This is a genomic window from Halomonas gemina (genome assembly GCF_023554995.1).
Lineage (GTDB): Bacteria > Pseudomonadota > Gammaproteobacteria > Pseudomonadales > Halomonadaceae > Halomonas > Halomonas gemina.
In genome coordinates, this window is sequence record NZ_JAMJPK010000003.1 from 383,698 (window position 1) to 404,848 (window position 21,151).

The 21,151-nt window shown below is 68.6% G+C and carries 22 protein-coding genes; 5 read left to right on the forward strand and 17 right to left on the reverse strand.

All coding sequences use genetic code 11. The features are described from left to right. Window positions 1–148 precede the first annotated feature (148 nt). Window positions 149–391, reverse strand: a complete 243-nt coding sequence (locus M8009_RS08460; protein ID WP_250060384.1) for a DUF2798 domain-containing protein — start codon at window positions 389–391, stop codon at window positions 149–151. 105 nt (window positions 392–496) lie between these two features. Here M8009_RS08460 and M8009_RS08465 point away from each other — a divergent pair, with 105 nt between their 5' ends. Beyond that, window positions 497–1,321 (forward strand): carbon-nitrogen hydrolase family protein, encoded by an 825-nt coding sequence (locus M8009_RS08465; RefSeq protein WP_250060385.1) that lies wholly within the window; start codon window positions 497–499, stop codon window positions 1,319–1,321. A gap of 27 nt (window positions 1,322–1,348) precedes the next feature. Then, entirely contained in the window at window positions 1,349–1,873 is a 525-nt protein-coding gene (locus M8009_RS08470) for a macro domain-containing protein (protein WP_250060386.1), read from the forward strand. Between the two features lie 24 nt (window positions 1,874–1,897). Here M8009_RS08470 and M8009_RS08475 read toward each other — a convergent pair whose 3' ends face one another. From M8009_RS08475 to M8009_RS08485, 3 genes are all read right to left on the reverse strand, one after another. Next, window positions 1,898–3,205, reverse strand: a complete 1,308-nt coding sequence (locus tag M8009_RS08475; protein WP_250060387.1) for a TRAP transporter large permease — start codon at window positions 3,203–3,205, stop codon at window positions 1,898–1,900. After that, window positions 3,195–3,671 carry a TRAP transporter small permease gene (locus M8009_RS08480; protein ID WP_250060388.1) on the reverse strand — a complete coding sequence of 159 codons (477 nt, stop codon included), beginning with the start codon at window positions 3,669–3,671 and terminating at the stop codon, window positions 3,195–3,197. The genes M8009_RS08475 and M8009_RS08480 overlap by 11 nt, the downstream gene beginning before the upstream one ends. 75 nt (window positions 3,672–3,746) lie before the next feature. Next, complete coding sequence (locus M8009_RS08485) at window positions 3,747–4,763, reverse strand: DctP family TRAP transporter solute-binding subunit (protein WP_250060389.1); 1,017 nt, start codon at window positions 4,761–4,763, stop codon at window positions 3,747–3,749. 202 nt (window positions 4,764–4,965) lie between these two features. Here M8009_RS08485 and M8009_RS08490 point away from each other — a divergent pair, with 202 nt between their 5' ends. After that, a complete protein-coding gene (locus M8009_RS08490) occupies window positions 4,966–5,826 on the forward strand; it encodes a DMT family transporter (RefSeq protein ID WP_250060390.1) in 861 nt (286 codons plus the stop codon). A 1-nt stretch (window position 5,827) separates the two neighbouring features. On the opposite strand, the gene M8009_RS08495 is transcribed toward M8009_RS08490, so the two are convergent. From M8009_RS08495 to puuE, 13 genes are all read right to left on the reverse strand, one after another. After that, entirely contained in the window at window positions 5,828–6,373 is a 546-nt protein-coding gene (locus tag M8009_RS08495) for a DUF192 domain-containing protein (RefSeq protein ID WP_250060391.1), read from the reverse strand. A 10-nt stretch (window positions 6,374–6,383) separates the two neighbouring features. Next, complete coding sequence (locus M8009_RS19075) at window positions 6,384–7,523, reverse strand: ABC transporter ATP-binding protein (RefSeq protein WP_347709837.1); 1,140 nt, start codon at window positions 7,521–7,523, stop codon at window positions 6,384–6,386. Next, complete coding sequence (modB, locus tag M8009_RS08505; protein WP_250060392.1) at window positions 7,516–8,184, reverse strand: molybdate ABC transporter permease subunit; 669 nt, start codon at window positions 8,182–8,184, stop codon at window positions 7,516–7,518. The genes M8009_RS19075 and modB overlap by 8 nt, the downstream gene beginning before the upstream one ends. Then, window positions 8,184–8,984 (reverse strand): molybdate ABC transporter substrate-binding protein, encoded by an 801-nt coding sequence (gene modA, locus M8009_RS08510; RefSeq protein WP_250060393.1) that lies wholly within the window; start codon window positions 8,982–8,984, stop codon window positions 8,184–8,186. Before modA ends, modB begins: the two co-directional genes overlap by 1 nt. 122 nt (window positions 8,985–9,106) lie before the next feature. Continuing rightward, the gene (locus tag M8009_RS08515; protein WP_250060394.1) at window positions 9,107–9,835 is read right to left on the reverse strand and encodes a GntR family transcriptional regulator; all 729 of its coding nucleotides are present in this window, start codon (window positions 9,833–9,835) and stop codon (window positions 9,107–9,109) included. A 92-nt stretch (window positions 9,836–9,927) separates the two neighbouring features. Beyond that, window positions 9,928–11,415, reverse strand: coding sequence for a pyruvate kinase (gene pyk / locus M8009_RS08520; protein ID WP_250060395.1), 1,488 nt, complete (start codon window positions 11,413–11,415; stop codon window positions 9,928–9,930). Then, complete coding sequence (locus M8009_RS08525) at window positions 11,412–11,747, reverse strand: MOFRL family protein (protein ID WP_347709838.1); 336 nt, start codon at window positions 11,745–11,747, stop codon at window positions 11,412–11,414. The genes pyk and M8009_RS08525 overlap by 4 nt, the downstream gene beginning before the upstream one ends. Before the next feature lie 200 nt (window positions 11,748–11,947). Continuing rightward, the gene (locus M8009_RS08530) at window positions 11,948–12,835 is read right to left on the reverse strand and encodes a 2-hydroxy-3-oxopropionate reductase (protein WP_250060396.1); all 888 of its coding nucleotides are present in this window, start codon (window positions 12,833–12,835) and stop codon (window positions 11,948–11,950) included. A 39-nt stretch (window positions 12,836–12,874) separates the two neighbouring features. Continuing rightward, window positions 12,875–13,651: a hydroxypyruvate isomerase gene (hyi, locus tag M8009_RS08535; protein WP_250060397.1), complete on the reverse strand. Its 777-nt coding sequence runs from the start codon at window positions 13,649–13,651 to the stop codon at window positions 12,875–12,877. A 103-nt stretch (window positions 13,652–13,754) separates the two neighbouring features. Next, window positions 13,755–15,530 (reverse strand): glyoxylate carboligase, encoded by a 1,776-nt coding sequence (gcl, locus tag M8009_RS08540; RefSeq protein ID WP_250060398.1) that lies wholly within the window; start codon window positions 15,528–15,530, stop codon window positions 13,755–13,757. A 190-nt stretch (window positions 15,531–15,720) separates the two neighbouring features. Beyond that, window positions 15,721–16,206: an ureidoglycolate lyase gene (locus M8009_RS08545; RefSeq protein ID WP_250060399.1), complete on the reverse strand. Its 486-nt coding sequence runs from the start codon at window positions 16,204–16,206 to the stop codon at window positions 15,721–15,723. A 188-nt stretch (window positions 16,207–16,394) separates the two neighbouring features. Next, on the reverse strand, window positions 16,395–17,228 hold the full coding sequence (locus M8009_RS08550; protein WP_250060400.1) for a bifunctional allantoicase/(S)-ureidoglycine aminohydrolase: 834 nt from the start codon (window positions 17,226–17,228) through the stop codon (window positions 16,395–16,397). A 279-nt stretch (window positions 17,229–17,507) separates the two neighbouring features. Then, window positions 17,508–18,446 carry an allantoinase PuuE gene (gene puuE / locus M8009_RS08555; protein WP_250060401.1) on the reverse strand — a complete coding sequence of 313 codons (939 nt, stop codon included), beginning with the start codon at window positions 18,444–18,446 and terminating at the stop codon, window positions 17,508–17,510. Between the two features lie 405 nt (window positions 18,447–18,851). Here puuE and M8009_RS08560 point away from each other — a divergent pair, with 405 nt between their 5' ends. Both M8009_RS08560 and M8009_RS08565 read left to right on the forward strand, forming a co-directional pair. After that, a complete protein-coding gene (locus tag M8009_RS08560; RefSeq protein ID WP_250060402.1) occupies window positions 18,852–19,598 on the forward strand; it encodes an aspartate/glutamate racemase family protein in 747 nt (248 codons plus the stop codon). A gap of 140 nt (window positions 19,599–19,738) precedes the next feature. Next, window positions 19,739–21,124: an NCS1 family transporter gene (locus M8009_RS08565; protein WP_250060403.1), complete on the forward strand. Its 1,386-nt coding sequence runs from the start codon at window positions 19,739–19,741 to the stop codon at window positions 21,122–21,124. Window positions 21,125–21,151: the final 27 nt, after the last annotated feature.

The following is a 21,151-nucleotide window of genomic DNA, read 5'->3' on the forward strand; positions in this document are numbered from 1 at the left end:
GGGCACCGCGTGTGGTTCGGGGGGTGGCCATTGGTACAGGCTCACTGCCGTCGCTGCAAGCTTCTGCGCCGAATTGCAACGAATGTCACCCCTTTGACGGACAACTGCAACGAATGTGCAATGCCACAGGTGACACGAGGAATCCGGCTCAGCCCCGCTGCCGGGGATGGCGGATCAGCAGCGCGGCCAGGCGCTGCAGGCGCGGCGCGCCGAGCAGGATCAGCACGAAGGCGATGGGCCAGGCGATATAGAAGGCGCGCCACCAGCGGCCCGCGAACCCGTCGCCCAGGCCAGTATTGACCCAGGTGATGACAAAGGTCATCAGGGTCACCATGTAGATGGACATCAGCACGGCGAACACCAGGGGAGCAAGACGTGGGGGAAACAGCATCGGCGACTCCGGACAGGGGAAGGGACAGCGAGTAGACTGCGAATTCTACGCCAGCGCCCAGGTGGATGCCGCGCGGTACGCCCATGGGTCGCAACAGGAGTTAGCATGCAGATACTCGCCGGCCAGATCGCCATCCCCCGCACCCGCAGCCGCGAGGAACAGCTCGGCCACCTGCGCCACCTTGCCGAGCGGATGCGGGCGGCCTGCGCCCGGGGCACCCCGGACCTGATCGTGCTGCCGGAACTGGCCGCCCAGGAGTACGGGGACGACGCCTTCGCCTGCCTGGAGGGGCTGGACGACGACCTGGCCGGCCCGGTCGTCGCCACCTTCGCCGAGCTGGCTCGGGAGCTCGGCACCACCATCGCCTTCGGCATGGCGCGGCGCGCCGATGGCCGGCGCCATATCAGCCAGGTCCTGGTCGGCCCCGACGGCCGCCTGGCCGGCGTCTACGACAAGCTGCACTGCGCCCAGTTCGGGGCCTCGGGGGAGGCCGCCCACTTCTCGCCGGGCGAGCGGCTGCTGGTCACCGAGGTCGCCGGCTGGCGAGTCGGGGTGGTGATCTGCTACGACCTGCGCTTCCCCGAACTGGCCAGGCGGCTGGCCGACGCCGGCGCCGAGCTGGTCCTGCACCCGGTCGCCTTCACCCGGGATTTCAGCTTCGCCAGCTGGCACGCCTTCGTCACCACCCGCGCCATGGAGAACCAGCTCTACTGGCTGAGCCTCAACCGTGCCGGGGAGGAATGGGGGCAGTCGCTGTTCTGCCCGCCGCTGGTGGACGACGACCACCCGCCCCTCGCCTTCGGCAGCGACGAGCAGTGGCGCTGGCTGACCCTGGAGAAGCCGGCGCTCACGGCCGCGCGAGCGCGTCTGCCGCTGTCACGCGATCGTCGCGATGACCTTGAAGACCTGCGGTTCTGGCGGCCAGACTGAATCCAACAGCCGAGAGGAGGATGCGAGATGGGCACCATCGAATGCGTTCAGGGCGATATCGCCCGCCAGGCCGACATCGATACCGTGGTCAATGCCGCCAACGCCGAATTACGCATCGGCGGCGGGGTGGCCGGTGCCCTGCATCGTGCTGCGGGCCCCGGACTCGCCGAGGAGTGCCGCCCGCTGGCGCCGATCCGTCCCGGCCAGGCGGTGATCACCGGCGCCCACGGGCTGCCCAACCGCCACGTCATCCACTGCCTGGGCCCGGTCTACGGCATCGACGAACCTGCCGACGAGCTGCTCGCCGCCTGCTATCGGAATGCGCTGGAACTGGCCGAGCGTGAAGGCATCCGCTCCATTGCCTTCCCGGCGATATCCGCCGGTGCCTTCGGCTACCCGCCGGCCGAGGCCGCCCGCGTGGCGCTCGCCACGGTATTGAAGACCCTGCCCGGGTGTCCCGGCATCGAGAAGGTGCGCTTCGTGCTCTTCGATGCCGACAGCACCGCGCTCCACCAGCGCACCCTGGCTTCCCTGGAGAACGGCCAAGGGTAGAAGCCCTACCCCGGGTCAAAGACCCTATCCCAGGTTGTAGCCCAGCACCCTCGGCAGCCACAGGGCGATCTCGGGGAACACCGCCACCAGCACCAGCGCGCCCGCCATGGCCGCCACGAACAGCAGCGCCCAGCCTAGGGTCTGCTCCAGGCGAACCTTCGCGATTTCGGTGGTCACCATCAGGTTCACCGCGACCGGCGGCGTGAACTGGCCGATGGCGATGTTCATCGCCAGCAGGATGCCGAACCACACCGGGTTCCAGCCGAAGTGCTGCATCACCGGGATCAGGATCGGCATCATGATCAAGTAGATGGAGATGGCATCCAGCAGCATGCCGGCCACCAGCACCGCCAGCATGATCAGCACCAGCAGCAGTGGGCCACTGTCGGAGAGCCCGACGATCCACTCCGCCAGATGACGGAAGGTGCCAAGCATGGTGCCGGCCCAGGCGAAGATGCCGGCCAGGGCGATGATCAGCATCACCACCCCCGAGATCACCGCCGCCTCGCCGAGCAGCCCCCACAGATCCCGCCAGCTCATCTCCCGGGTCAGGAAGAGCCCCACCAGGGCGCCGTAGGCGACCGCCACCACGGCCGCCTCGGTGGGGGTGAAGAGTCCGCTGCGCAGCCCGCCGAGGATCAGCACCGGGGCAAACAGCGCGGGCAGCGCCTGCTTGAAGCTCTCCCCCACCCGGGGGCGTTCTGCCCCCTCCACGGGGGTGCCACCTTCCCAACCATAGCGACGCGAGACCAGCAGCGCCGGCCCCAGCAGTGCCAGCCCGGCAAGCATGCCCGGGAAGAGGCCCGCGGCGAACAGCGCCCGCAGGTCGACCCCCGGCACTACGATGGAGTAGAGGATCAGCGCCACCGAGGGCGGAATCAGGATCGCCGTGGAGGCCGAGGCGGCGATCAACGTCGCCGAGAAGGGCCGGGGATAGCCGGCCCGGGTCATGCTCGGCAGCATCACCATGGCCACCGCGGCGGCATCCGCCGGGCCCGAGCCGCTCATCCCGCCCATGATCATGCAGACCAGCACCGCCACCAGGGCGAGGCCGCCATGGCGCGGCCCGATCAGCGCCTGGGCGAAGCGTACCAGCCGCGCCGCCACCCCGGCCCGCTCGAAGATCAGGCCGGTGAGGATGAACAGCGGGATGGCGATCAGCGGGTACTTGGCGATGCTGTTGTAGGTGTTGGTGCCGAGTGTGGCCAGCATGGCCGGCGACAGCCCGGCCAGTATCCCCGCGGCGCCGGCCAGGCCCAGCGAGAAGGCCACCGGCACCCCGGCGACCAGCAGCCCGGCGAAGGCCAGCAGCATCCACAGATCAGGACTCATCCTCGAGCCTCCCGCGCAGGCGGTCGTAGGTCTGCTGCAGCTGGCGCAGCAGCATCAGTCCCGAGAGCAGCGGCAGCCAGCCGAGGTACCACCACTGCGGCAGCCCCAGTCCCGGGGAGAGCGAGCCCCACTGGAGCTCCTGCCAGGTTATCCTGGCCCCGTACCAGGTGATCAGCCCCAGCACGACGAGCCCGCAAGCGCCCTGGAAGAGGATCAGGGCCTGGCGCGCGGCCCCGGGCAGGGCACGCTCCAGCAGGCCGATGCGGATATGGCCGTTGCGGCGCAGCGCCACGGAGGCGCCGGCGAAGGTCAGCACCACCAGCAGGAACACCGAGAACTCCTCGGTGAAGGCGAAGGAGCCGCCGGTGAGGTAGCGCACCAGCACATTGGCCAGGCTGATCAGGCCGATGATCAGGATCGCCAGGGTCGCCAGCAGGCGCTCGAGTCTTGCGTCGGGACGTTTCATGGGTGTCGCGGCGTCATGGGGTGGAAAACGCCATCGGCCCCTTTTCGGGGCCGATGGCACGGGCGCCAGGGGAGCTTACTCGCCCTGCATGTCGGCGCGGGCCGCCTCGACGAGCTCGCTACCGATGCGCGGCTCCCACTCGTCGAGGACGTTCTCGGTGGCCTCGACGAAGGCCTGGTGCTGCGCCTCATCGAGTTCGGTGACCGTGACGCCGCGCTCCTGGATCGCCGCCAGGCGCTCGGGCTCCTCCTCGCGGGTCATCTCTATCTCCCAGGCGCCGGCTTCCTGGGCGGCTTCCCGCAGCAGGGTGCGCTCCTCCTCGGAGAGGGAGTCCCAGACCTGCTGGTTCACCGCGAAGACCAGCGGGTCGTTCATGTAGTTCCAGAGCGTCAGGTGCTCCTGGCCCACCTGGTCGATGCGCGCCACGTCGAAGACCGAGAGCGGGTTCTCCTGGCCGTCCACCGCCCCGGTGGTCAGCGCCGGCTTGGCGTCGGCCCAGCTCATCTGGGTGGGGTTGGCGCCCAGCGCCGTGAAGGTGTCCTGGAACAGCGGCGAGCCCACCACGCGGATCTTCAGGCCGTCGAGGTCGGCCGGCTCGTCGATGGGTCCCCGGGAGTTGGAGAGCTGGCGGAAGCCATTCTCGCCCCAGGCCAGCGGCACCACGCCGCGGGACTCGATGGCGTCGAACACCATCTCGCCGGCCGTGCCGCCGGTCACCGCATCCACGGCGTCCAGGTCGGCCATGAAGAACGGCAGCGAGAAGAGGTTGAGCTCCGGCACCTGGGGTGACCAGTTGATGGTCGAGCCCACGGCGGCATCGATCAGGCCCGAGCGCATGGCCGAGAACTCCCGGGTCTGGTCGCCGTTGACCAGCTGGGAGTTGGGGTAGACCCGCAGGGTCAGCTCGCCGTCGGAACGCTCGGCGACCAGCTCGGCCCACTTCTCGGCGGCCTGGCCCCAGGGGAAGGCGTCGGGGAGCACGGTGGAGACGGAGAGCTCGCGGGCCTGAGCGGAAGAGACGGACAGCGAGAGAGAGATGGCGGCAACTCCGGCCAGGGCGGCCAGCCGGGTCAGGTGACGAGACGAGTTCATGGCGTGTCCTTGCAGTATCGGGCTCGGGGCAGGTCCTTGCGGCAACCTGCCCGGCGTTGTTGTCTGGGGCATCATCGACGCCGCGAACCTCAAGATGCCCTGTCATCCCATGTTCATGCAAGGCAGGCCGCCGCCCTGCCCTGTCCCCGGGTTCAACGCACTTGCTATGCTGCGTCGTTTCCCCATCCCTCGAGGAGGCGCCGTGCCGCTCCGTGACCTGGCCCTGGGCCTCGCCGTCATTGTCATCTGGGCGCTGAACATCATCGTCATCAAGCTCGGCGTGGCGGAACTGCCGCCCCTGCTGCTGACCACGCTGCGCTTCGCCCTGGTGGCGGGACTGCTGGTGCCCTTCCACCCGGTGGCACGACACCAGTTGCCCTTCCTGCTGCTGCTCTCGCTGACCTTCGGCTCGCTGCATTTCGCCCTGCTGTTCATCGGCCTGGGCCAGGCCGAGGCCGGCACCGGCGCGCTGCTGGTGCAGATGGGCACGCCCTTCGCCACCCTGCTCGCCGTGGTGTTCCTCAAGGAGCGCCTCGGCCCCCGACGGCTGACCGGCCTCGTGCTCTCCTTCGCCGGGGTCGCGGTGCTCGCCGGCGGGCCCACCCTGCCCGCGCCCCTGCCGACGTTCCTGCTGCTGACCAGCGCCCTGGGCTGGGCCGTCTCGCAGCTGCTGATCAAGCGCGGGCCCGACGTCTCGCCCATGGCCCTGGCGGGCTGGGTGGCGCTGTTCGCCACGCCCCAGGTGGCGCTGGGCTCCTGGTGGTTCGAGCAGGGCCAGTGGCAGGCGCTGGCCGAGGCCGGCTGGGCCGGCTGGGGGGCGGTCTTCTACACCGCCGTGATGTCCTCCATCGTGGCCTACGGCCTCTGGTATGGCCTGTTGCGTCGCCACCCGGTCAACCGGGTGGTGCCGCTGACCCTGCTGATGCCGGTGCTGGCCGTGCTGCTGGGGGCAGCACTGATGGGCGACAGCCTGGGCCCCCACAAGCTCGCCGGGGGCGGCCTGGTCATCGCCGGCCTGGCGCTGATCGTGCTGCGCCTCGGCCCCCGCCGCCCCGCGGGCTGATTCACTCCGCCGGCACCTCGCCGCAGAGCCCGCCGTCGCCCGGCCAGCTGACGCAGTCGCCCGCCGCCACGCCCATCGCCTCGAAGGCACCGGCATTGACCTCCAGGGCCGCCCGATAGGGCACCGCGGGGCGCGTCACCGGGCACTCCCCCGGCCGGGACGACGCGCACGGCTCCATGCGGTGGATCTCGGCGATGCGACCCGCCTCGTCGATGAAGGCGATATCCAGCGGGATGCGCGTGCGATACATCCAGAAGCCGTTGCGCGAGGACTGGGGCCGGTCGTAGAGAAACAGCATGCCGGACCGCTGGGCCAGCTGGTCGCGCTCCATCAGGCCACGGCTGCGCTGGGGGATGGTGCGAGCCACCTCCACCTCGAGCCGCTGGGGGCCCCGCTCGGCATGGATCACCACGGGGACGGTCTCGACGGTCTGTGGCTCAACGCCGGGCCCCGAATCGGGACTGGCGGCGGGCAGGATCCGCGGCAGCAGGGAGGCGGCGGGGAGCAGCGCAAGGCCCAGCAGCAGCTGGCGTCGGGTGGCGATCATGGCGGTTTCCTCAGCTCTCGGGATGGGTGACGGGGGCATCGGGCATCAGGTGGATGCCGGCGGCCAGCAGCGAGACCCCCACCGCCTCGCCGCGGGCCAGGCCGTTGCGGCGCGCCGCATGGGTGGGGAGCTCGAAGCGCAGGGTATCGTCGCAGTGATCGAAGGCCAGCGCCACGGAGCTGATCCCGCCCAGTACCGCCATCTCCACCACTCGGCCCTGGACCGGATTCTCGCGCTCGCCTCGCGAGGGGCGGCCGCGACGATGCAGGACCACGTCCGAGGGCGGCAGGTACCAGCTGACCCGCTGCCCGGGAGCCAGGGCCGCCAGGCCTTCCGCCACCTCCAGGCGCCAGGGGCCCCAGTGCAGGCGACGCCCCTCGTCGCCCTCTTCCACCCGGCCGGTGAAGACGTTGTGGCGATCGAGCAGCCGCGCCACCTCGGGGCTCGCCGGTCGGCGGAAGAGCTGCTCGGCCGGCGCCTGCTGAAGGCTGCGGCCGGCGTGCAGCACGCATAGCCGGTCGGCCAGGGCGGCGGCCTCGTCCAGGTCGTGGGTGACCAGCACGATGGGGATCCGGATCTCCTCGCGCAGCAGGGCGAGCTCGCGTTGCAGGCGCCGGCGGGTGACCTGGTCCACCGCCGAGAAGGGCTCGTCGAGCAGCAGCACCCGCGGGCTCCTGGCCAGTGCCCGGGCCAGGGCGACCCGCTGGCGCTGGCCGCCGGAGAGCTCGGCGGGCAGCCGGCCGGCCAGGCCGTCGAGGCGCACCCGGGCCAGCCACCGCTCGGCGGCCGGAGCGCGCTCGGCGGCGGGCAGGTGATCGAGGGCCACCATGACGTTGGCGCGGGCATCGAGGTGCGGGAAGAGCGCATAGTCCTGGAATACCAGCCCCACGCGACGCTGCTGGGGACGCAGCGAGTGCCCCGCCTCGGCATCGAACCAGGTCTCGCCGGCACAGCGGATCACACCCCGCGCCGGCCGGTAGAGCCCGGCGATGGCCCGCAGCAGGGTGGTCTTGCCGCCCCCCGAGGGGCCCACCAGGGCCAGCAGCTCGCCGGCTTCGCAGTGGAAGTCGGCGTCCAGCGGGATCGGCCCGGCCTGCTGCAGCTTGACCGCCAGGCGGGTCTGGCTCGCGGGCAGGTCGGGCTCAGCCACGGCGCCACCTCCGGCGGCCTGCCAGGCCGTAGACCACGCCGATGGTCAGGAAGGAGACCAGCAGCAGCATGGCCGACATGACCGCCGCCCCGGTCTCGTCGAAGGCCTGGACACGGTCGTAGATGGCGATGGCCAGGGTACGGGTCTCGCCATCGATCGCCCCGCCGACCATCAGGATCACCCCGAACTCGCCGAGGGTATGGGCGAAGGTCAGCGCCAGGGCCGAGACCAGCCCCGGCCACACCAGCGGCAGCTCGATGCGCCACAGCGTGCGGCCGGGCGAGAGGCCGCTGCACCAGGCCGCCTCGCGCAGGTTGGGGGGAATCGACTCGAAGGCGCGCTGGATCGGCTGCACGGCGAAGGGCAGGTTGGCCACCAGCGAGGCGAGCAGGATGCCCTCGAAGGTGAAGTTGAGCCCGCTGCCGGTCAGCGACTGCCAGAAGCCGCCGAGGGGCGCCTGAACGCCGAAGGCCTGCATCAGGTAGAAGCCCAGCACCGTCGGCGGCATCACCAGCGGCAGCGCTACCAGCGCCTCGCACAGCGGCTTGCCGCGAAAGCGCGAGAGCGCCAGGGTGCGGCCCAGCCAGAGCCCCAGCGGCAGCAGCAGCAGGCAGGTCAGCCCCGCCAGGCGCAGCGAGACCGAGAGCGCCGTCCAGTCCATCAGCGAGGGGCGTCCTCGTCCGGCAGCCGGAAACCGTACGCGGCCAGGACCTCCCGGGCCGCCGGCTGCTGGAGCCAGGCATAGAAGGCGCGAGCGGTCTCGCCGGCGCCCTCGATCAGCGCCATCCGCTGCACCAGGGGCGCATGCCATGTCTCGGGGATCAGCACATGCTCGCTGCGCTCGGCCAGCGCCGGCGCGAGCGCCAGGGACCAGGCCACCAGGCCGCCGCGGGCCTCGTCCGCCAGGGCGAAGCGCGCGGCCTGGGAGACATTCTCGCCGAGGATGCGCAGCGGGGCCGAATCCTCCCAGAGCCCGGCCTGGTCGAGGGCCTGGCGCGCCGCCACGCCGTAGGGGGCATGCTCGGGATTGGCCAGGGCGATGCGCGGCCGACCCTCTCCCGCCCGATGGGCCTCGATGGCCTCGCGCACGCCGGCCAGCGGGTCGTCGTCACGGGGCAGGCCGTCACGGCCGGCCGGCTGCAGCCAGGCCAGCCGGCCCACGGCGTAGACCACCCCCTCGTCCTCGGTCAGGCCCGCCTCGTGCAGGGTGCGCACATAGGCTTCGTCCGCGGAGAGGTAGAGCTCGAAGGGGGCGCCCTGGCGGATCTGGCGCATGAAGTTGCCGGAGGAGCCGAAATTCAGCCGCAGCTCTCGCCCGGTCTCGTTCTGGAAGCGCTCGGCGGCCTCGGTCAGGGCGAACTGCAGGTCCGAGGCCGCGGCCACGGTGGGCGCCTCGGCCAGGGCCGCAGTGGGCGTCAGGGCGAGCCAGGCCACCAGCGCCCAGCGCAGGAGAGAGAACATGCGAATTTCCCGAATTGCGGTAGGGTCGCTGCATTGTCGACCAGGCGTGCCCCGGGGGACAAGGCGAGGCCGGGAAACCCGCCGCGGCTGTGATACGGGTCAGTCCGAGGCCGGGGCGACGCTCAGGCCTGCTCCCGGGAGCGCCCGAGGATCGCCATCAGGTCGATGCTGGCCTCGCGGGGGCTCAGGTCCAGCAGCGCCTCGAGGCTCTCCAGGTGGTGGCGGATGCCCTCCCGGGCCGCCTCGGCATCGCCCCGCTCGAGAGCCGCCAGCAGCGCCGTGTGATCGCCCTCCAGGAAGCAGGAGGCCAGGTTCGGCCGCTTGTAGAGCGCGATGACGATGGAGGTGCGCAGGATCAGGTCGGTGAGCATGGCGCCCAGCACGCGGTTGGGCGAGTGCTCGGCGAGCAGGTGGTGGATGGCCAGGGAGTGCTCGATGCGGGCCGGCTCGTCTCCCCGTCCGTGGGCCTCGATCTCGCCCCGGGCCTGTGCCGCGAGCCGGTCCCGCGAGGCCGCTTCGAGGCGGCCCGCCAGCAGCGCGGCCACCTCCCCCTCCACCAGGCGGCGGGCCGCGAAGGTCTCGCGGGTCTCCTCGATGCTCGGCGCGCGGACCCGCGCCACCTGGTTGGGGCGCTGGTCCACCACATGCTCGGAGGCCAGCCGGGTCAGGGCCTTGCGCACCACCGAGCGGCTCACCCCGAAGACCTCGCCGAGGGTCACCTCGGGCAGCCGGGTGCCGGGCGGCAGGCGCTGCATCAGCACCGCCCGTCGCACCTTATCGACAATATCCCGGTCGCTGATGCGACTCCCGGCCCTGACCTCGGCCAGCACCTCCTCCTGCCACTCGTGCATGCGCTGCCCCCTGCCTGTTCCTGCCGCCAGCGTCTTATCCCGCGAGCGGAATGACTCCATCAGACAGGGTCATTGTATACAGGATCCTTGCCTCAGGCACGGCGATGTGCCGGGGAGACGTCGAGGATCTTCAGGGTATTGGTGCCGCCGTGGGCGTTCATGTGATCGCCCCGGGTGAGGATGACGTGGTCGCCGGGTTCGGCGATGCCGTGCTCCACCAGCCGCTGCAGCGCGCGATCGTTGAGCTCCTGGGCGCTCATCTCGCTGGTGTCGAAGGGCAGCGAGACCACCCCGCGGTAGAGTGCCATGCGCCGCTGGGCGATGGGGTTGTGAGCCAGGCCGACGATCGGCAGCCCCGAGCTGATCCGTGAGGCGATCAGCGGCGTGAAGCCCGAGGCGGTCATGCAGGCGATGGCGGCCACCCCGGAAAGGTGGTTGGCGGCGTACATGGCGGAGAGCGCGATGGTCTCGTCGACCTGCGAGAACCCCTCGTGGATGCGGTGGCCGGACTCCTGGATGCGCCGCTCGCGCTCGGCGCCCAGGCAGACCCGGTCCATGGCCTCGACGGTCTCCACCGGGAAGTCGCCGGCGGCGGTCTCGGCGGAGAGCATCACCGCGTCGGTGCCGTCGAGCACCGCGTTGGCGACGTCGAACACCTCGGCGCGGGTCGGCAGCGGGGACTCGATCATCGACTCCATCATCTGGGTGGCGGTGATCACCGCGCGATTCAGCGTGCGGGCGTGCTTGATGATGCGCTTCTGGGTGCCGATCAGCTGGGCATCGCCGATCTCCACGCCGAGGTCGCCGCGCGCCACCATCACCGCCTCGGAGGCCTCGATGATGGCGTCCAGCGTGGCGTCGTCGGCCACCGCCTCGGCGCGCTCGAGCTTGGCCACCAGGCCGATCTCGGCACCCGCCTCGCCGAGCCGCTCGCGGGCCTCCTGCATGTCGGCGGCGCTGCGCGGGAAGGAGATCGCCAGGTAATCGACGCCGATCGCCACGGCGGTCTCCAGGTCGGCCTTGTCCTTGTCGGTGAGGGCCGGGGCCGAGAGGCCGCCGCCCTGCTTGTTGATGCCCTTGTTGTTGGAGAGGGTGCCGCCCACCACCACGCTGGTGTGGATCAGGTGGTCGGCGACCCGGTTGACGTCGAGCACCACCCGGCCGTCGTCGAGCAGCAGGCGGTCGCCGGGGGCAACGTCGTCGGCCAGGGTCTTGTAGTCGCAGCCGACGCGGCGGGCGTCGCCCTCATCGCTGCCCAGGCCCATGTCGAGGATGAAGGACTGGCCCTCCTCGAGCTCCACCGTGCCTTCCTTGAAGCGGGCGATACGAATCTTGGGGCCCTGGAGGTCGCCCAGGGCGGCGACGCTCCTGCCCAGGCGGTCGGCGATCGCGCGCACCCGCTCGAGGCGACGGCGATGGTCATCGGGGCTGCCATGGGAGAAGTTGAGGCGCACCACGTCGACGCCGGCTTCGAGCATCGCCTCCAGGACCCCCTCGCGGTCGCTGGCCGGCCCCAGGGTGGCGACGATCTTGGTGCGACGGATGGGGGTGTGGGGGGGTGCAGGGTGGGGATGGGTCATGGGGTCCTCGGCAGTAGCAGGATGGCACGGAAATCGTTGACGTTGGTGCGCGTCGGCCCGGTGACGATCAGGTCGTCCAGGGCCGCGAAGAAAGTATAGGCATCATTGCGTGACAGATAGTCGACGGGGTCAAGCCCCCCGGCCCGGGCACGCGCCCAGTCCTCGGGCGCGAACAGGGCCCCGGCATTGTCCTCGGAGCCGTCGATGCCGTCGGTGTCGATGGCCAGCGCATGGATGCCCTCGGCGCCGCGCAGGGTCTCGGCCAGCTGCCGAAGCCAGGCACTCGGCGACTCGAGCACGCCACGAGCGACCTGGGGGCTGAGTGTGTTCATGGGAGTCTCCTTCACGAAAAAAGCCCGGTGACGGGAGGGTACTTCAGGGGGGAACCCACCACCGGGCAAGGATCGCCAGCGGCGATCCGGCAGGCGACGACCCGACGCCTGCCGTCAGGGAGCAGTCACCTCCCTGTCGCCCGCCGGCTCGGACAGCAGCCGGCGGGCAGAGCTCACGACCAGTCCAGAGGGCGGTGCCCTCAGTCCTGGCCCACCTCGTGGTCCGCCAGCGCCTCCAGGGCCCGCAGGATACCGGCATGATCCCAGTCGGCGCCGCCGTGGGCGGCACAGGCCTGGAACAGCTGCTGGGCGTTAGCGGTGCCGGGCAGCGAGAGGTTGAGGCTGCGCGCGCCTTCCAGGGCCAGGTTGAGATCCTTCTGGTGCAGCTTGACCTTGAAGCCCGGATCGAAGGTACGCTTGATCATGCGCTCGCCGTGAACATCGAGGATCTTCGACTGGGCCAGGCCACCGAGCAGCGACTCACGCACCTTGGCCACGTCGGCGCCGGCCTTGGAGGCGAACAGCAGGCCCTCGGCGACCGCCTCGATGGTCAGGGCGACCACGATCTGGTTGGCCACTTTGCAGGTCTGGCCGGCCCCGTGTCCGCCGATGTGGGTGATGGTCTTGCCCATCACCTCGAGGATCGGCCGGGCGCGCTCGAAGCCCTCCTCGGTGGCGCCGACCATGATCGTCAACGCGGCATTGATGGCCCCGCCCTCGCCGCCGGAGACCGGGGCATCGACGAACTCGCCGCCGGCCTCGTGGATGCAGCGGGCGAAGTTCTGGGTCGCCAGGGGAGCAATGGAGCTCATGTCGATCACCAGGGTGCCGGGCTTGAGGCCCTCGATCACGCCGCCCTCGCCGAACAGCACGGTCTCGACGTCCGGGGTGTCCGGGACCATGGTGATGATCACCTCGGCCTCGGCGGCCACCGCGGCGGGGTTCTCCAACTCGCGCATGCCCTTGTCGGCGAGGGTGGCATCGAGGGGGCCGCGCTTGACCGTCACCAGTTCATGGCCGGCGTCCAGCAGGTGGCCCGCCATGGGGCGGCCCATGATGCCGAGGCCGATAAATCCGATCTTGCTCATGGTCTCTCTCCAGTTGTCATTGGGGTGTCGATACGGTGTTTACCGGGCCGCGTCCAGCCAGCACAGGCCTTCCTGAGTGCCCGCCCGGGGCTTGTACTCGCAGCCGATCCAGCCGTCATAGCCGAGACGATCGAGGTGAGCGAACAGGAAGGGATAGTTGATCTCACCGGTGCCCGGCTCATGGCGGCCCGGGTTGTCGGCCACCTGGATATGGGCGATGCGGTCGAGGTGCGTCTCGAGGGTCGGGGCCAGATCCCCTTCCATGATCTGCATGTGATAGATGTCGTACTGCAGCTTCAGGTTGTCGCTTCCCACCTCGTCGAAGATCGCCAGCGCCTGCGCGGTGCGGTTGAGGAAGAAGCCCGGGATGTCGCGGGTGTTGATCGGCTCGGCGATCAGCAGGATGCCCTCGGCCTCGAGCTTCTCGGCGGCGAAGCGCAGGTTCTCGACCAGCGTCTGGCGCGCCTGGTCATCGCTGACGCCCTCGGGCTTGATGCCGGCCAGGCAGTTGACCTGAGTATTGCCCAGCACGCGGGCATACTCGATCGCCTGGTCGACCCCGGTGCGGAACTCCTCGACGCGACTCGGATGGCAGGCGATGCCGCGCTCGCCTGCGCCCCAGTCGCCGGCCGGCAGGTTGAACAGCACCTGGGTCAGGCCATTGTCGTCGAGGCGCTGCTTGATCTCGGCGGCCTCGAAATCGTACGGGAAGAGGTACTCCACACCCTTGAAGCCGGCCTTGGCGGCGGCCTCGAAGCGGTCGAGGAAGTCGACCTCGGTGAACAGCATGCTGAGATTGGCGGCAAACTTGGCCATGTGCATCTCCCTGTCTCTTTTCGTGTGTTTCAGTTGTCGTCTCGGAGCGCTCGCCGCCGGACCCCACCGGCGGCGAGCCTCCTGCCCCTCAGCGAAGGGCGGCTCAGCGCAGGGCGGCGATGGAGCTAGGGGCGTCGGCAACGTTCTCGGCCAGCGCCTCGAACTCGTTGATACCGCCCAGGTCGGTGCCCATGGAGATGTTGGTCACCTTCTCGAGAATGACCTCGACCACTACCGGCACACGATGCTCGGCCATCAGCTCGCGGGCCTCGGCGAAGGCCGGCGCGATCTTGTCGGGCTCAGTAACGCGGATCGCCTTGCAGCCCAGCCCCTCGGCCACGGCGAGGTGGTCGACGCCGTACTCGCCCAGCTCGGCGGCATTGACGTTCTCGAAGGAGAGCTGCACGCAGTAGTCCATGTCGAAGCCACGCTGGGCCTGGCGGATCAGCCCCAGGTAGGCATTGTTCACCAGCACGTGGATGAAGGGCAGCTTGAACTGGGCACCGACCGCCAGCTCCTCGACCATGAACTGGAAATCATAGTCACCGGAGAGGGCGACGATCTCGGCCTCCGGATCGGCGCGCCGCACCCCCAGCGCCGCCGGGATGGTCCAGCCCAGGGGGCCGGCCTGGCCGCAGTTGATCCAGTGGCGCGGCTTATGGACGTGCAGGAACTGGGCGCCGGCGATCTGCGACAGGCCGATAGTGCTGACGTAGCGAGTGTTGGGGCCGAAGGCCTTATTCATCTCCTCGTAGACGCGCTGGGGCTTGACCGGCACGTCGTCGAAGTGGGTCTTACGCAGCAGGGTACGCTTGCGCTCCTGGCACTCCGCCGCCCAGGCCGTGCGGTCCTTGAGGCGGCCGGCGGCCTTCATCTCGCGGGCCACCTCGAGGAAGAGGTCGAGCGCTGCCCCGGCGTCGGAGACGATGCCGTAATCGGGCCCGAACACCCGGCCGATCTGGGTCGGCTCGATGTCCACGTGGACGAAGGTGCGCCCGCGGGTATAGGTCTCCACCGAGCCGGTATGCCGGTTGGCCCAGCGGTTGCCGATGCCCATCACGAAGTCCGCGGCGAGCAGGGTCGCATTGCCATAGCGGTGGGAGGTCTGAAGCCCCACCATGCCGGCCATCAGCTGGTGGTCGTCGGGGATCGCTCCCCAGCCCATCAGGGTGGGGATCACCGGCACCCCGGTGAGCTCGGCGAACTCGACCAGCCGGTCCGTGGCATCGGCGTTGATGATGCCGCCGCCGGCCACGAGCAGCGGCTTGTCGGCCTCGTTGAGCATGCCCAAGGCCTTCTCCACCTGGGCGCGGCTGGCGGCCGGCTTGTAGGTGGGGAGCGGCTCATAGGTGTCCGGATCGAACTCGATCTCGCTCATCTGCACGTCGATAGGCAGGTCGATCAGCACCGGGCCGGGACGCGAGGAGCGCATCAGCTGGAAGGCCTGCTGGAAGGCGCGCGGCACCTGGGCCGGCTCGAGCACCGTGACCGCCCACTTGGTGACCGGGCCGGCGATCGCCTGGATATCCACCGCCTGGAAGTCCTCCTTGTGCAGCCGGGCGCGGGGCGCCTGGCCGGTGATGCAGAGGATCGGGATGGAATCGCCCGAGGCAGAGTAGAGCCCGGTGATCATGTCGGTGCCGGCGGGGCCGGAGGTGCCGATGCACACCCCGATGTTGCCGGCCTTCGTGCGGGTGTAGCCCTCGGCCATGTGCGAGGCCCCCTCGACGTGGCGGGCCAGGACATGATCGATGCCACCGAGCTTGCGCATCGCGGCATAGAAGGGGTTGATGGCGGCACCGGGCACCCCGAAGGCGACCTCGATGCCCTCCTTGCGCAACACGTGAACGGCGGCTTCAGCGGCAGTCATGCGGGTCATGACGCTTCCTCCTGTGAGGAGTTGTTATTTTTGGAAAATATTTCTGTATACAGAGACTAGGCACGCTGACCCGGGTCGTCAATATTATGTGGAAAATATTTTCACATATTTTTATGGCAGAAAAATACCCAAGCCCACTTAAGGACTTGGGTATCATAAAAGCAGCACATCACCCCCCTCAGGGGGCAGTTCAGAGGGTCACGCGAACCGCCAGCGGATGCTCGTCGCAGTTGTTCCCCTCCCCACCGCGATCGACGACCAGGAACTCCCCTTCCCGCTCCAGCACCGACTGGATGGCGTGCCAGGTGCCGGCATGGTAGTTGACTCCCTGGCGGCCATCGGTGACGAAGGCGCGCACCTCGGCGGGATCGATACGATCCCCTGGCGGCGCCACCACGATCACGAAGCGCTCCTCGTGCAGCGGCATGAAGGCCTGGCTGCCCAGCGGGTGGCGCTCCAGGAAATCCAGTTCCAGCGGTATCTCCACGGGCTGGCTGACGAAGATGCTGATCAGTGTCCGCGCGCCCTCCCCCAGGGTCTCGACCCTCGCCAGGTCGTGGTAGCGCCGGGTGCGCCCGGCGTTGATGGGAAACCAGTCGGCGTTGCGCGTGTCGATGACATCGCCGAAGGGGGCGAAGACCGCCGGCGTCAGCGGCTCGGCTTTCAGTTCCAGCATGTTTATCTCCTGAGCAGGACTGCCTCGATAATCGGGGCTTACCCGGTGACAGGCCCCGGGGTGCCGGACCATTTCGGGGGCGCTGTGACCCCCTCCCTGGGCGCTACCGATGCCATCCCTGGCATAGGACCCCCTCCAGGCCTGTCCCTGGCGCCCCTCAGGTTAGTGACATATCAGCGGGTCGCGTATCAGCGGCTACCCAAGCGCAGCGCCGCGTGGCGGTTGACGTCCTTGTAGAGCAGGTAGCGGAAGGGCCCCGGGCCGCCGGCATAGCAGGCCTGGGGGCAGAAGGCGCGCAGCCACATGAAGTCGCCGGCCTCGACCTCCACCCAGTCCTGGTTGAGGTGGTAGACCGCCTTGCCCTCGAGCACATAGAGGCCGTGTTCCATGACGTGGGTCTCATCGAAGGGAATCACCGCGCCGGGCTGAAAGGTGACGATATTGACGTGCATGTCGTGGCGCACGTCGGCCGGGTCGACGAAGCGCGTGGTGGCCCAACGCCCTTCGGTGTCCGGCATCTCGTTGGGCGCGATGTCGTTCTCGTTGACCACGAAGGCCTCGGGCACCTCGATGCCCTCGACCCGTTCGTAGGCCTTGCGCACCCAGTGGAAGCGCACCGGGGCATCGGCCTCGTTCCTCACCTGCCAGTCGCTGCCCGGCGGAATGAACGCATAGCCGCCCGGGGTCATGTGATGCCGCTCATCGGCAAGCGTCAGGGTCAGCTCACCCTCCACCACGAAGAGCACGCCTTCGGCCGCGGGGTCGAGCTCGGGACGCTCGCTGCCGCCACCGGGGGAGACCTCCATGATGTACTGGGAGAAGGTCTCGGCGAAGCCGGAGAGCGGGCGCGCCAGCACCCAGAGCCGGGTGCCCTCCCAGAACGGCAGGTTGCTGGTGACGATATCGCCGAACACGCCCTTGGGGATGACCGCATAGGCCTCGGTGAACACCGCCCGGTCGGAGAGCAGCTGGGTCTGGGGAGGATGACCGCCGGCGGGAGCGTAGTAGGTGCGTTGTTTCATGGGGTGTCCTGAAGAAACGTTGGGTCGATAAAAAGCGCTTGCTGGCAGCCGATATCGCTCGAGGCTGTTCCGGCGACCGACCCCGGGGTGCCGGACCAGATCGGGGGCGCTGTGAACCCCTCCCTGGGCGCTACCGATGCCATCCCTGGCATAGGACCCCCTCCAGGCCTGTCCCCGGCGCCTCTCGCTACGCTCATGGACATTGCCATGGCACTCGCCGGCTATTCGCCATCAAATCAAGAGATTGTTCAGCCTCGAGTGTTACGGCTGTTCAAGGGGTCAGCTACCCGGCGCCGGATGGTGCTCCGCCCAATGGCGGGCGATGTCCACGCGGCGGGTCACCCAGACCCGGTCGTGGGCCTCGATATGGTCGAGGAAGCGCTGCAGGGCGCGGAAACGCCCCGGGCGGCCCAGCAGGCGGCAGTGCATGCCCACCGAGAGCATCTTCGGCGACTCCTCCCCCTCCGCGTAGAGCACGTCGAAGGCATCCCGCAGGTAAGTAAAGAAGTGATCCGCGGTGTTGAAGCCCTGGGGAGCGGCGAAGCGCATGTCGTTGCTGTCCAGGGTATAGGGCACGATCAGATGGTCGTGCTCCACGCCCTGGCTGTCGCGTTCGCGGGTCCAGAACGGCAGGTCGTCGCCGTAGTAGTCGCTGTCATACAGGAAGCCCCCCTCGTCGAGCACCAGCCGGCGGGTATTGGGGCTATCGCGCCCGGTGTACCAGCCCAGCGGCTTCTCCCCAAAGAGGCGCTGGAAGATCGCCATCGCCTTCTTAAGGTGCTCACGCTCGACCTCTTCCGGCACCTCCTGGTAGTGGATCCAGCGGTAGCCATGGCAGGCGACCTCGTGGCCCAGCTCCTTGAAGGCATGGGCCACCTCGGGGTGGCGCTCCAGGGCCATGGCCACGCCGAACACGGTGAGCGGCAGGCCACGGCGCTCGAACTCGCGCAGGATGCGCCACACCCCGGCCCGTGAGCCGTACTCGTAGATCGACTCCATGCTCAGGTGGCGATCGGGAAAGGCGGGGGCACCGATGATCTCGGAGAGGAACTGTTCGGAACCCTCGTCGCCGTGCAGCACGCAGTTCTCGCCGCCCTCCTCGTAGTTGAGCACGAACTGCACGGCAATCCTCGCCCCGCCCGGCCAGTTGGCATGGGGCGGGGTGCGGCCATAGCCGATCAGGTCTCGGGGATAGTCGGAGGATGGAACGTGCGTCATGGCGAAGCTTCCTGGTTGTTCTGGTACCTTCCACCCGCGAAGCAGCCGGGGGTGGCAAAAATTGTGTATACAATACAAAGATAGAGTGTACCCATGTCATCCGCAACCCCCTCGCCGAAGCCCCGAGCAAGATCATCCTGGGCGAGGACTTCATTCCCAAATATTGTATACAGTTTTTATTTAAAAATGTGCGCATTTTTATGATAATCGTGTAGTCGAACTACTCTGACAGTCCGGCGACAGATACAATCACCGCACGTCATCTATATTAACCAACTGATATTAGAAGGATAAATTTACGATCACGGCGCTGCACATTCGGACTTGCAGCCTGTGCTGACGAGGGCTATTTTGTGTACAAAGATAAAATATCTTGTTCACGAAAAATCCAGGAGAGCCCGCGTCATGCACATCCGCGTCATCAACCCCAACACCAGCGCCGAGATGACGGCAACGATCGGCGAGGCGGCGAGCCGCATCGCCTCCCCCGGGACCCGCATCTCTGCGCGCCACCCCGACCATGGGCCCGTCTCCATCGAGAGCCACTTCGACGAGGCCGTCAGCGCGGTCGGCGTACTCGAGGAGGTGCTGGCCGGCGAGCACGAAGGCGCCGATGCCTATGTGATCGCCTGTTTCGGCGACCCCGGCCTGCTGGCCGCGCGTGAGCTGACCCGGGCGCCGGTGATCGGTATCGCCGAGGCCGCCTTCCATATGGCGACGCTGATCAGTACCCGCTTCTCCATCGTCACCACCCTGGGGCGCACCGGCATCATCGCCGAGCACCTGCTCGACCAGTACGGCTTCTCCCACCACTGCCGCCGGGTGCGCGCCGCGGAGATCCCGGTGCTCGACCTGGAGGAAAACGGCGATGCCGCCCTGGTGCGCATCATCGATGAGTGCCGGCGGGCCCGCGACGAGGACAACATCGGCGCCATCGTGCTGGGCTGCGGCGGTATGGCCGACCTGACCGACACCATCAGCCGCGAGGTCGGCCTGCCGGTGGTCGAGGGGGTGACCGCCGCCGTCAAGCTGGCCGAGGCTCTGGTCGGCCTGGGGCTTTGCACCAGCAAGCATGGCGATCTGGCGTTCCCTCGCCCCAAGCCCTTCACGGGACGCTTCGAGGGCCTATCGCACCTGCGGCCCACCCGATGACTGGCACACATCCTGCTTGACCCTCTTGAATCGCCATAACCACAAGACGCCACAGGCGCACGCCACGCCGCAAGCCTTCCACGGCAGCCCCCTGCCGGAAGACAACCACAAGCACAGAAACGACTTGCGAGGACATCACCATGAGTCATCCCACTCCCGACAGCACGACCGCAGCCGCAGGACTCGCCGCCTCCCCCTCATCCGCCGCCGACCGGGACACCAAGGCCCCCGGTGAGGAGTCCCTGGCCCCGCAGCGAACCCGGATCATGGGGCGCAGTTCCTACTTCCTGGCCTGGTTCGGCGGCTGCGTTTCCATCGGCACCTTCACCATGGGCTCCAGCGTAGTGGGCACGCTGAACCTGATTCAGGCCACCTTGGCCATCGCCATCGGCTGCTTCGTGATCGGCATCGCCCTGGCCATCAATGGTGCTGCCGGCTACAAGTACGGCATACCCTTCATGGTGCAGGCGCGCAGCGCCTTCGGCTTCACCGGGACGCGACTGCCGGGCCTGGTACGTGCCGTGCCGGCGGTGGTGTGGTATGGCTTCCAGAGCTGGATCGGCGCCGGGGCCCTCAACATGGTCTCGGCCACGCTGTTTGGCTTCGACAACCTGGTGTTCTTCTTCATCACCTTCCAGTTCCTGCAGATCGGCCTGTCGGTGATGGGCTTCCAGGGCATCAAGTGGCTGGAGAACATCGGCAGCGCCTTCATCCTCGCCTCGCTGGTCTACATGTTCTACAGCACGGTGGTGCGCTACGGCGACGTGCTCTCCGCCAACCTGCTGACCATGGAAGGCTCCTGGGGCCTGCCCTTCTGGGGCGCCACCATGCTGTTCCTGGGCATCTACAGCACCATGATGCTCAACGTCAGCGACTATGCCCGGGAGCACAAGACCGGCACCGGCCAGGGCCTGCTGACCACCATCTACGCCATGTCGATCCTGCCCTGCACCCTGTTCATGGGCCTGATCGGCTACATGGTCTCCGAGGCCACCGGCACCGCCGACCCCATCCAGGTGTTCGCCAACGCCGTGGACAACACTCCGCTGCTGATGACCACCCTGCTGTTCATCGCCTTCGCCCAGGTCACCACCAACGTGCTCAACAACGTGGTGCCGCCGACCTATGTGCTGATGGACGTCTTCAAGATGAAGTTCCGCACCGCCACGGTGCTGGTCGGCCTGCTGGCCTTCGCCACCTTCCCCTGGAAGCTGGTGCAGCCGGATTCCGCCGCCGGCCTGCAGCTGTTCGTGCAGACCTACTCGGCCTTCCTCGGCCCGATCTTCGCCGTGCTGGTGGTCGACTACTACCTGATCCGCCGCCGTACCCTCGATCTGGGCAAGCTGTATGACGAGAACGGCCCCTACCGGGGCGTGAACCTGGCCGCCCTGATCGCCACCGCCGTGGGCATCGTCGCCGCGCTGACCTTCTCCTCCATCTCCTGGTACGCCAGCCTGATTCCCGCCGGCCTCACCTACTTCCTGCTGATGAAACACTGGGCCCCCTGCCAGCGCTTCTGCCAGTAAATCCGGCACGATGGCTCGACGCGACCC

Coding starts and splice junctions, on each gene's coding strand:
- M8009_RS08460 (WP_250060384.1), bottom strand. CDS start 391: ATGCTGTTTCCCCCACGTCTTGCTCCCCTGGTGTTCGCCGTGCTGATG.
- M8009_RS08465 (WP_250060385.1), top strand. CDS start 497: ATGCAGATACTCGCCGGCCAGATCGCCATCCCCCGCACCCGCAGCCGC.
- M8009_RS08470 (WP_250060386.1), top strand. CDS start 1,349: ATGGGCACCATCGAATGCGTTCAGGGCGATATCGCCCGCCAGGCCGAC.
- M8009_RS08475 (WP_250060387.1), bottom strand. CDS start 3,205: ATGAGTCCTGATCTGTGGATGCTGCTGGCCTTCGCCGGGCTGCTGGTC.
- M8009_RS08480 (WP_250060388.1), bottom strand. CDS start 3,671: ATGAAACGTCCCGACGCAAGACTCGAGCGCCTGCTGGCGACCCTGGCG.
- M8009_RS08485 (WP_250060389.1), bottom strand. CDS start 4,763: ATGAACTCGTCTCGTCACCTGACCCGGCTGGCCGCCCTGGCCGGAGTT.
- M8009_RS08495 (WP_250060391.1), bottom strand. CDS start 6,373: ATGATCGCCACCCGACGCCAGCTGCTGCTGGGCCTTGCGCTGCTCCCC.
- modB (WP_250060392.1), bottom strand. CDS start 8,184: ATGGACTGGACGGCGCTCTCGGTCTCGCTGCGCCTGGCGGGGCTGACC.
- modA (WP_250060393.1), bottom strand. CDS start 8,984: ATGTTCTCTCTCCTGCGCTGGGCGCTGGTGGCCTGGCTCGCCCTGACG.
- M8009_RS08515 (WP_250060394.1), bottom strand. CDS start 9,835: ATGCACGAGTGGCAGGAGGAGGTGCTGGCCGAGGTCAGGGCCGGGAGT.
- pyk (WP_250060395.1), bottom strand. CDS start 11,415: ATGACCCATCCCCACCCTGCACCCCCCCACACCCCCATCCGTCGCACC.
- M8009_RS08525 (WP_347709838.1), bottom strand. CDS start 11,747: ATGAACACACTCAGCCCCCAGGTCGCTCGTGGCGTGCTCGAGTCGCCG.
- M8009_RS08530 (WP_250060396.1), bottom strand. CDS start 12,835: ATGAGCAAGATCGGATTTATCGGCCTCGGCATCATGGGCCGCCCCATG.
- hyi (WP_250060397.1), bottom strand. CDS start 13,651: ATGGCCAAGTTTGCCGCCAATCTCAGCATGCTGTTCACCGAGGTCGAC.
- gcl (WP_250060398.1), bottom strand. CDS start 15,530: ATGACCCGCATGACTGCCGCTGAAGCCGCCGTTCACGTGTTGCGCAAG.
- M8009_RS08545 (WP_250060399.1), bottom strand. CDS start 16,206: ATGCTGGAACTGAAAGCCGAGCCGCTGACGCCGGCGGTCTTCGCCCCC.
- M8009_RS08550 (WP_250060400.1), bottom strand. CDS start 17,228: ATGAAACAACGCACCTACTACGCTCCCGCCGGCGGTCATCCTCCCCAG.
- puuE (WP_250060401.1), bottom strand. CDS start 18,446: ATGACGCACGTTCCATCCTCCGACTATCCCCGAGACCTGATCGGCTAT.
- M8009_RS08560 (WP_250060402.1), top strand. CDS start 18,852: ATGCACATCCGCGTCATCAACCCCAACACCAGCGCCGAGATGACGGCA.
- M8009_RS08565 (WP_250060403.1), top strand. CDS start 19,739: ATGAGTCATCCCACTCCCGACAGCACGACCGCAGCCGCAGGACTCGCC.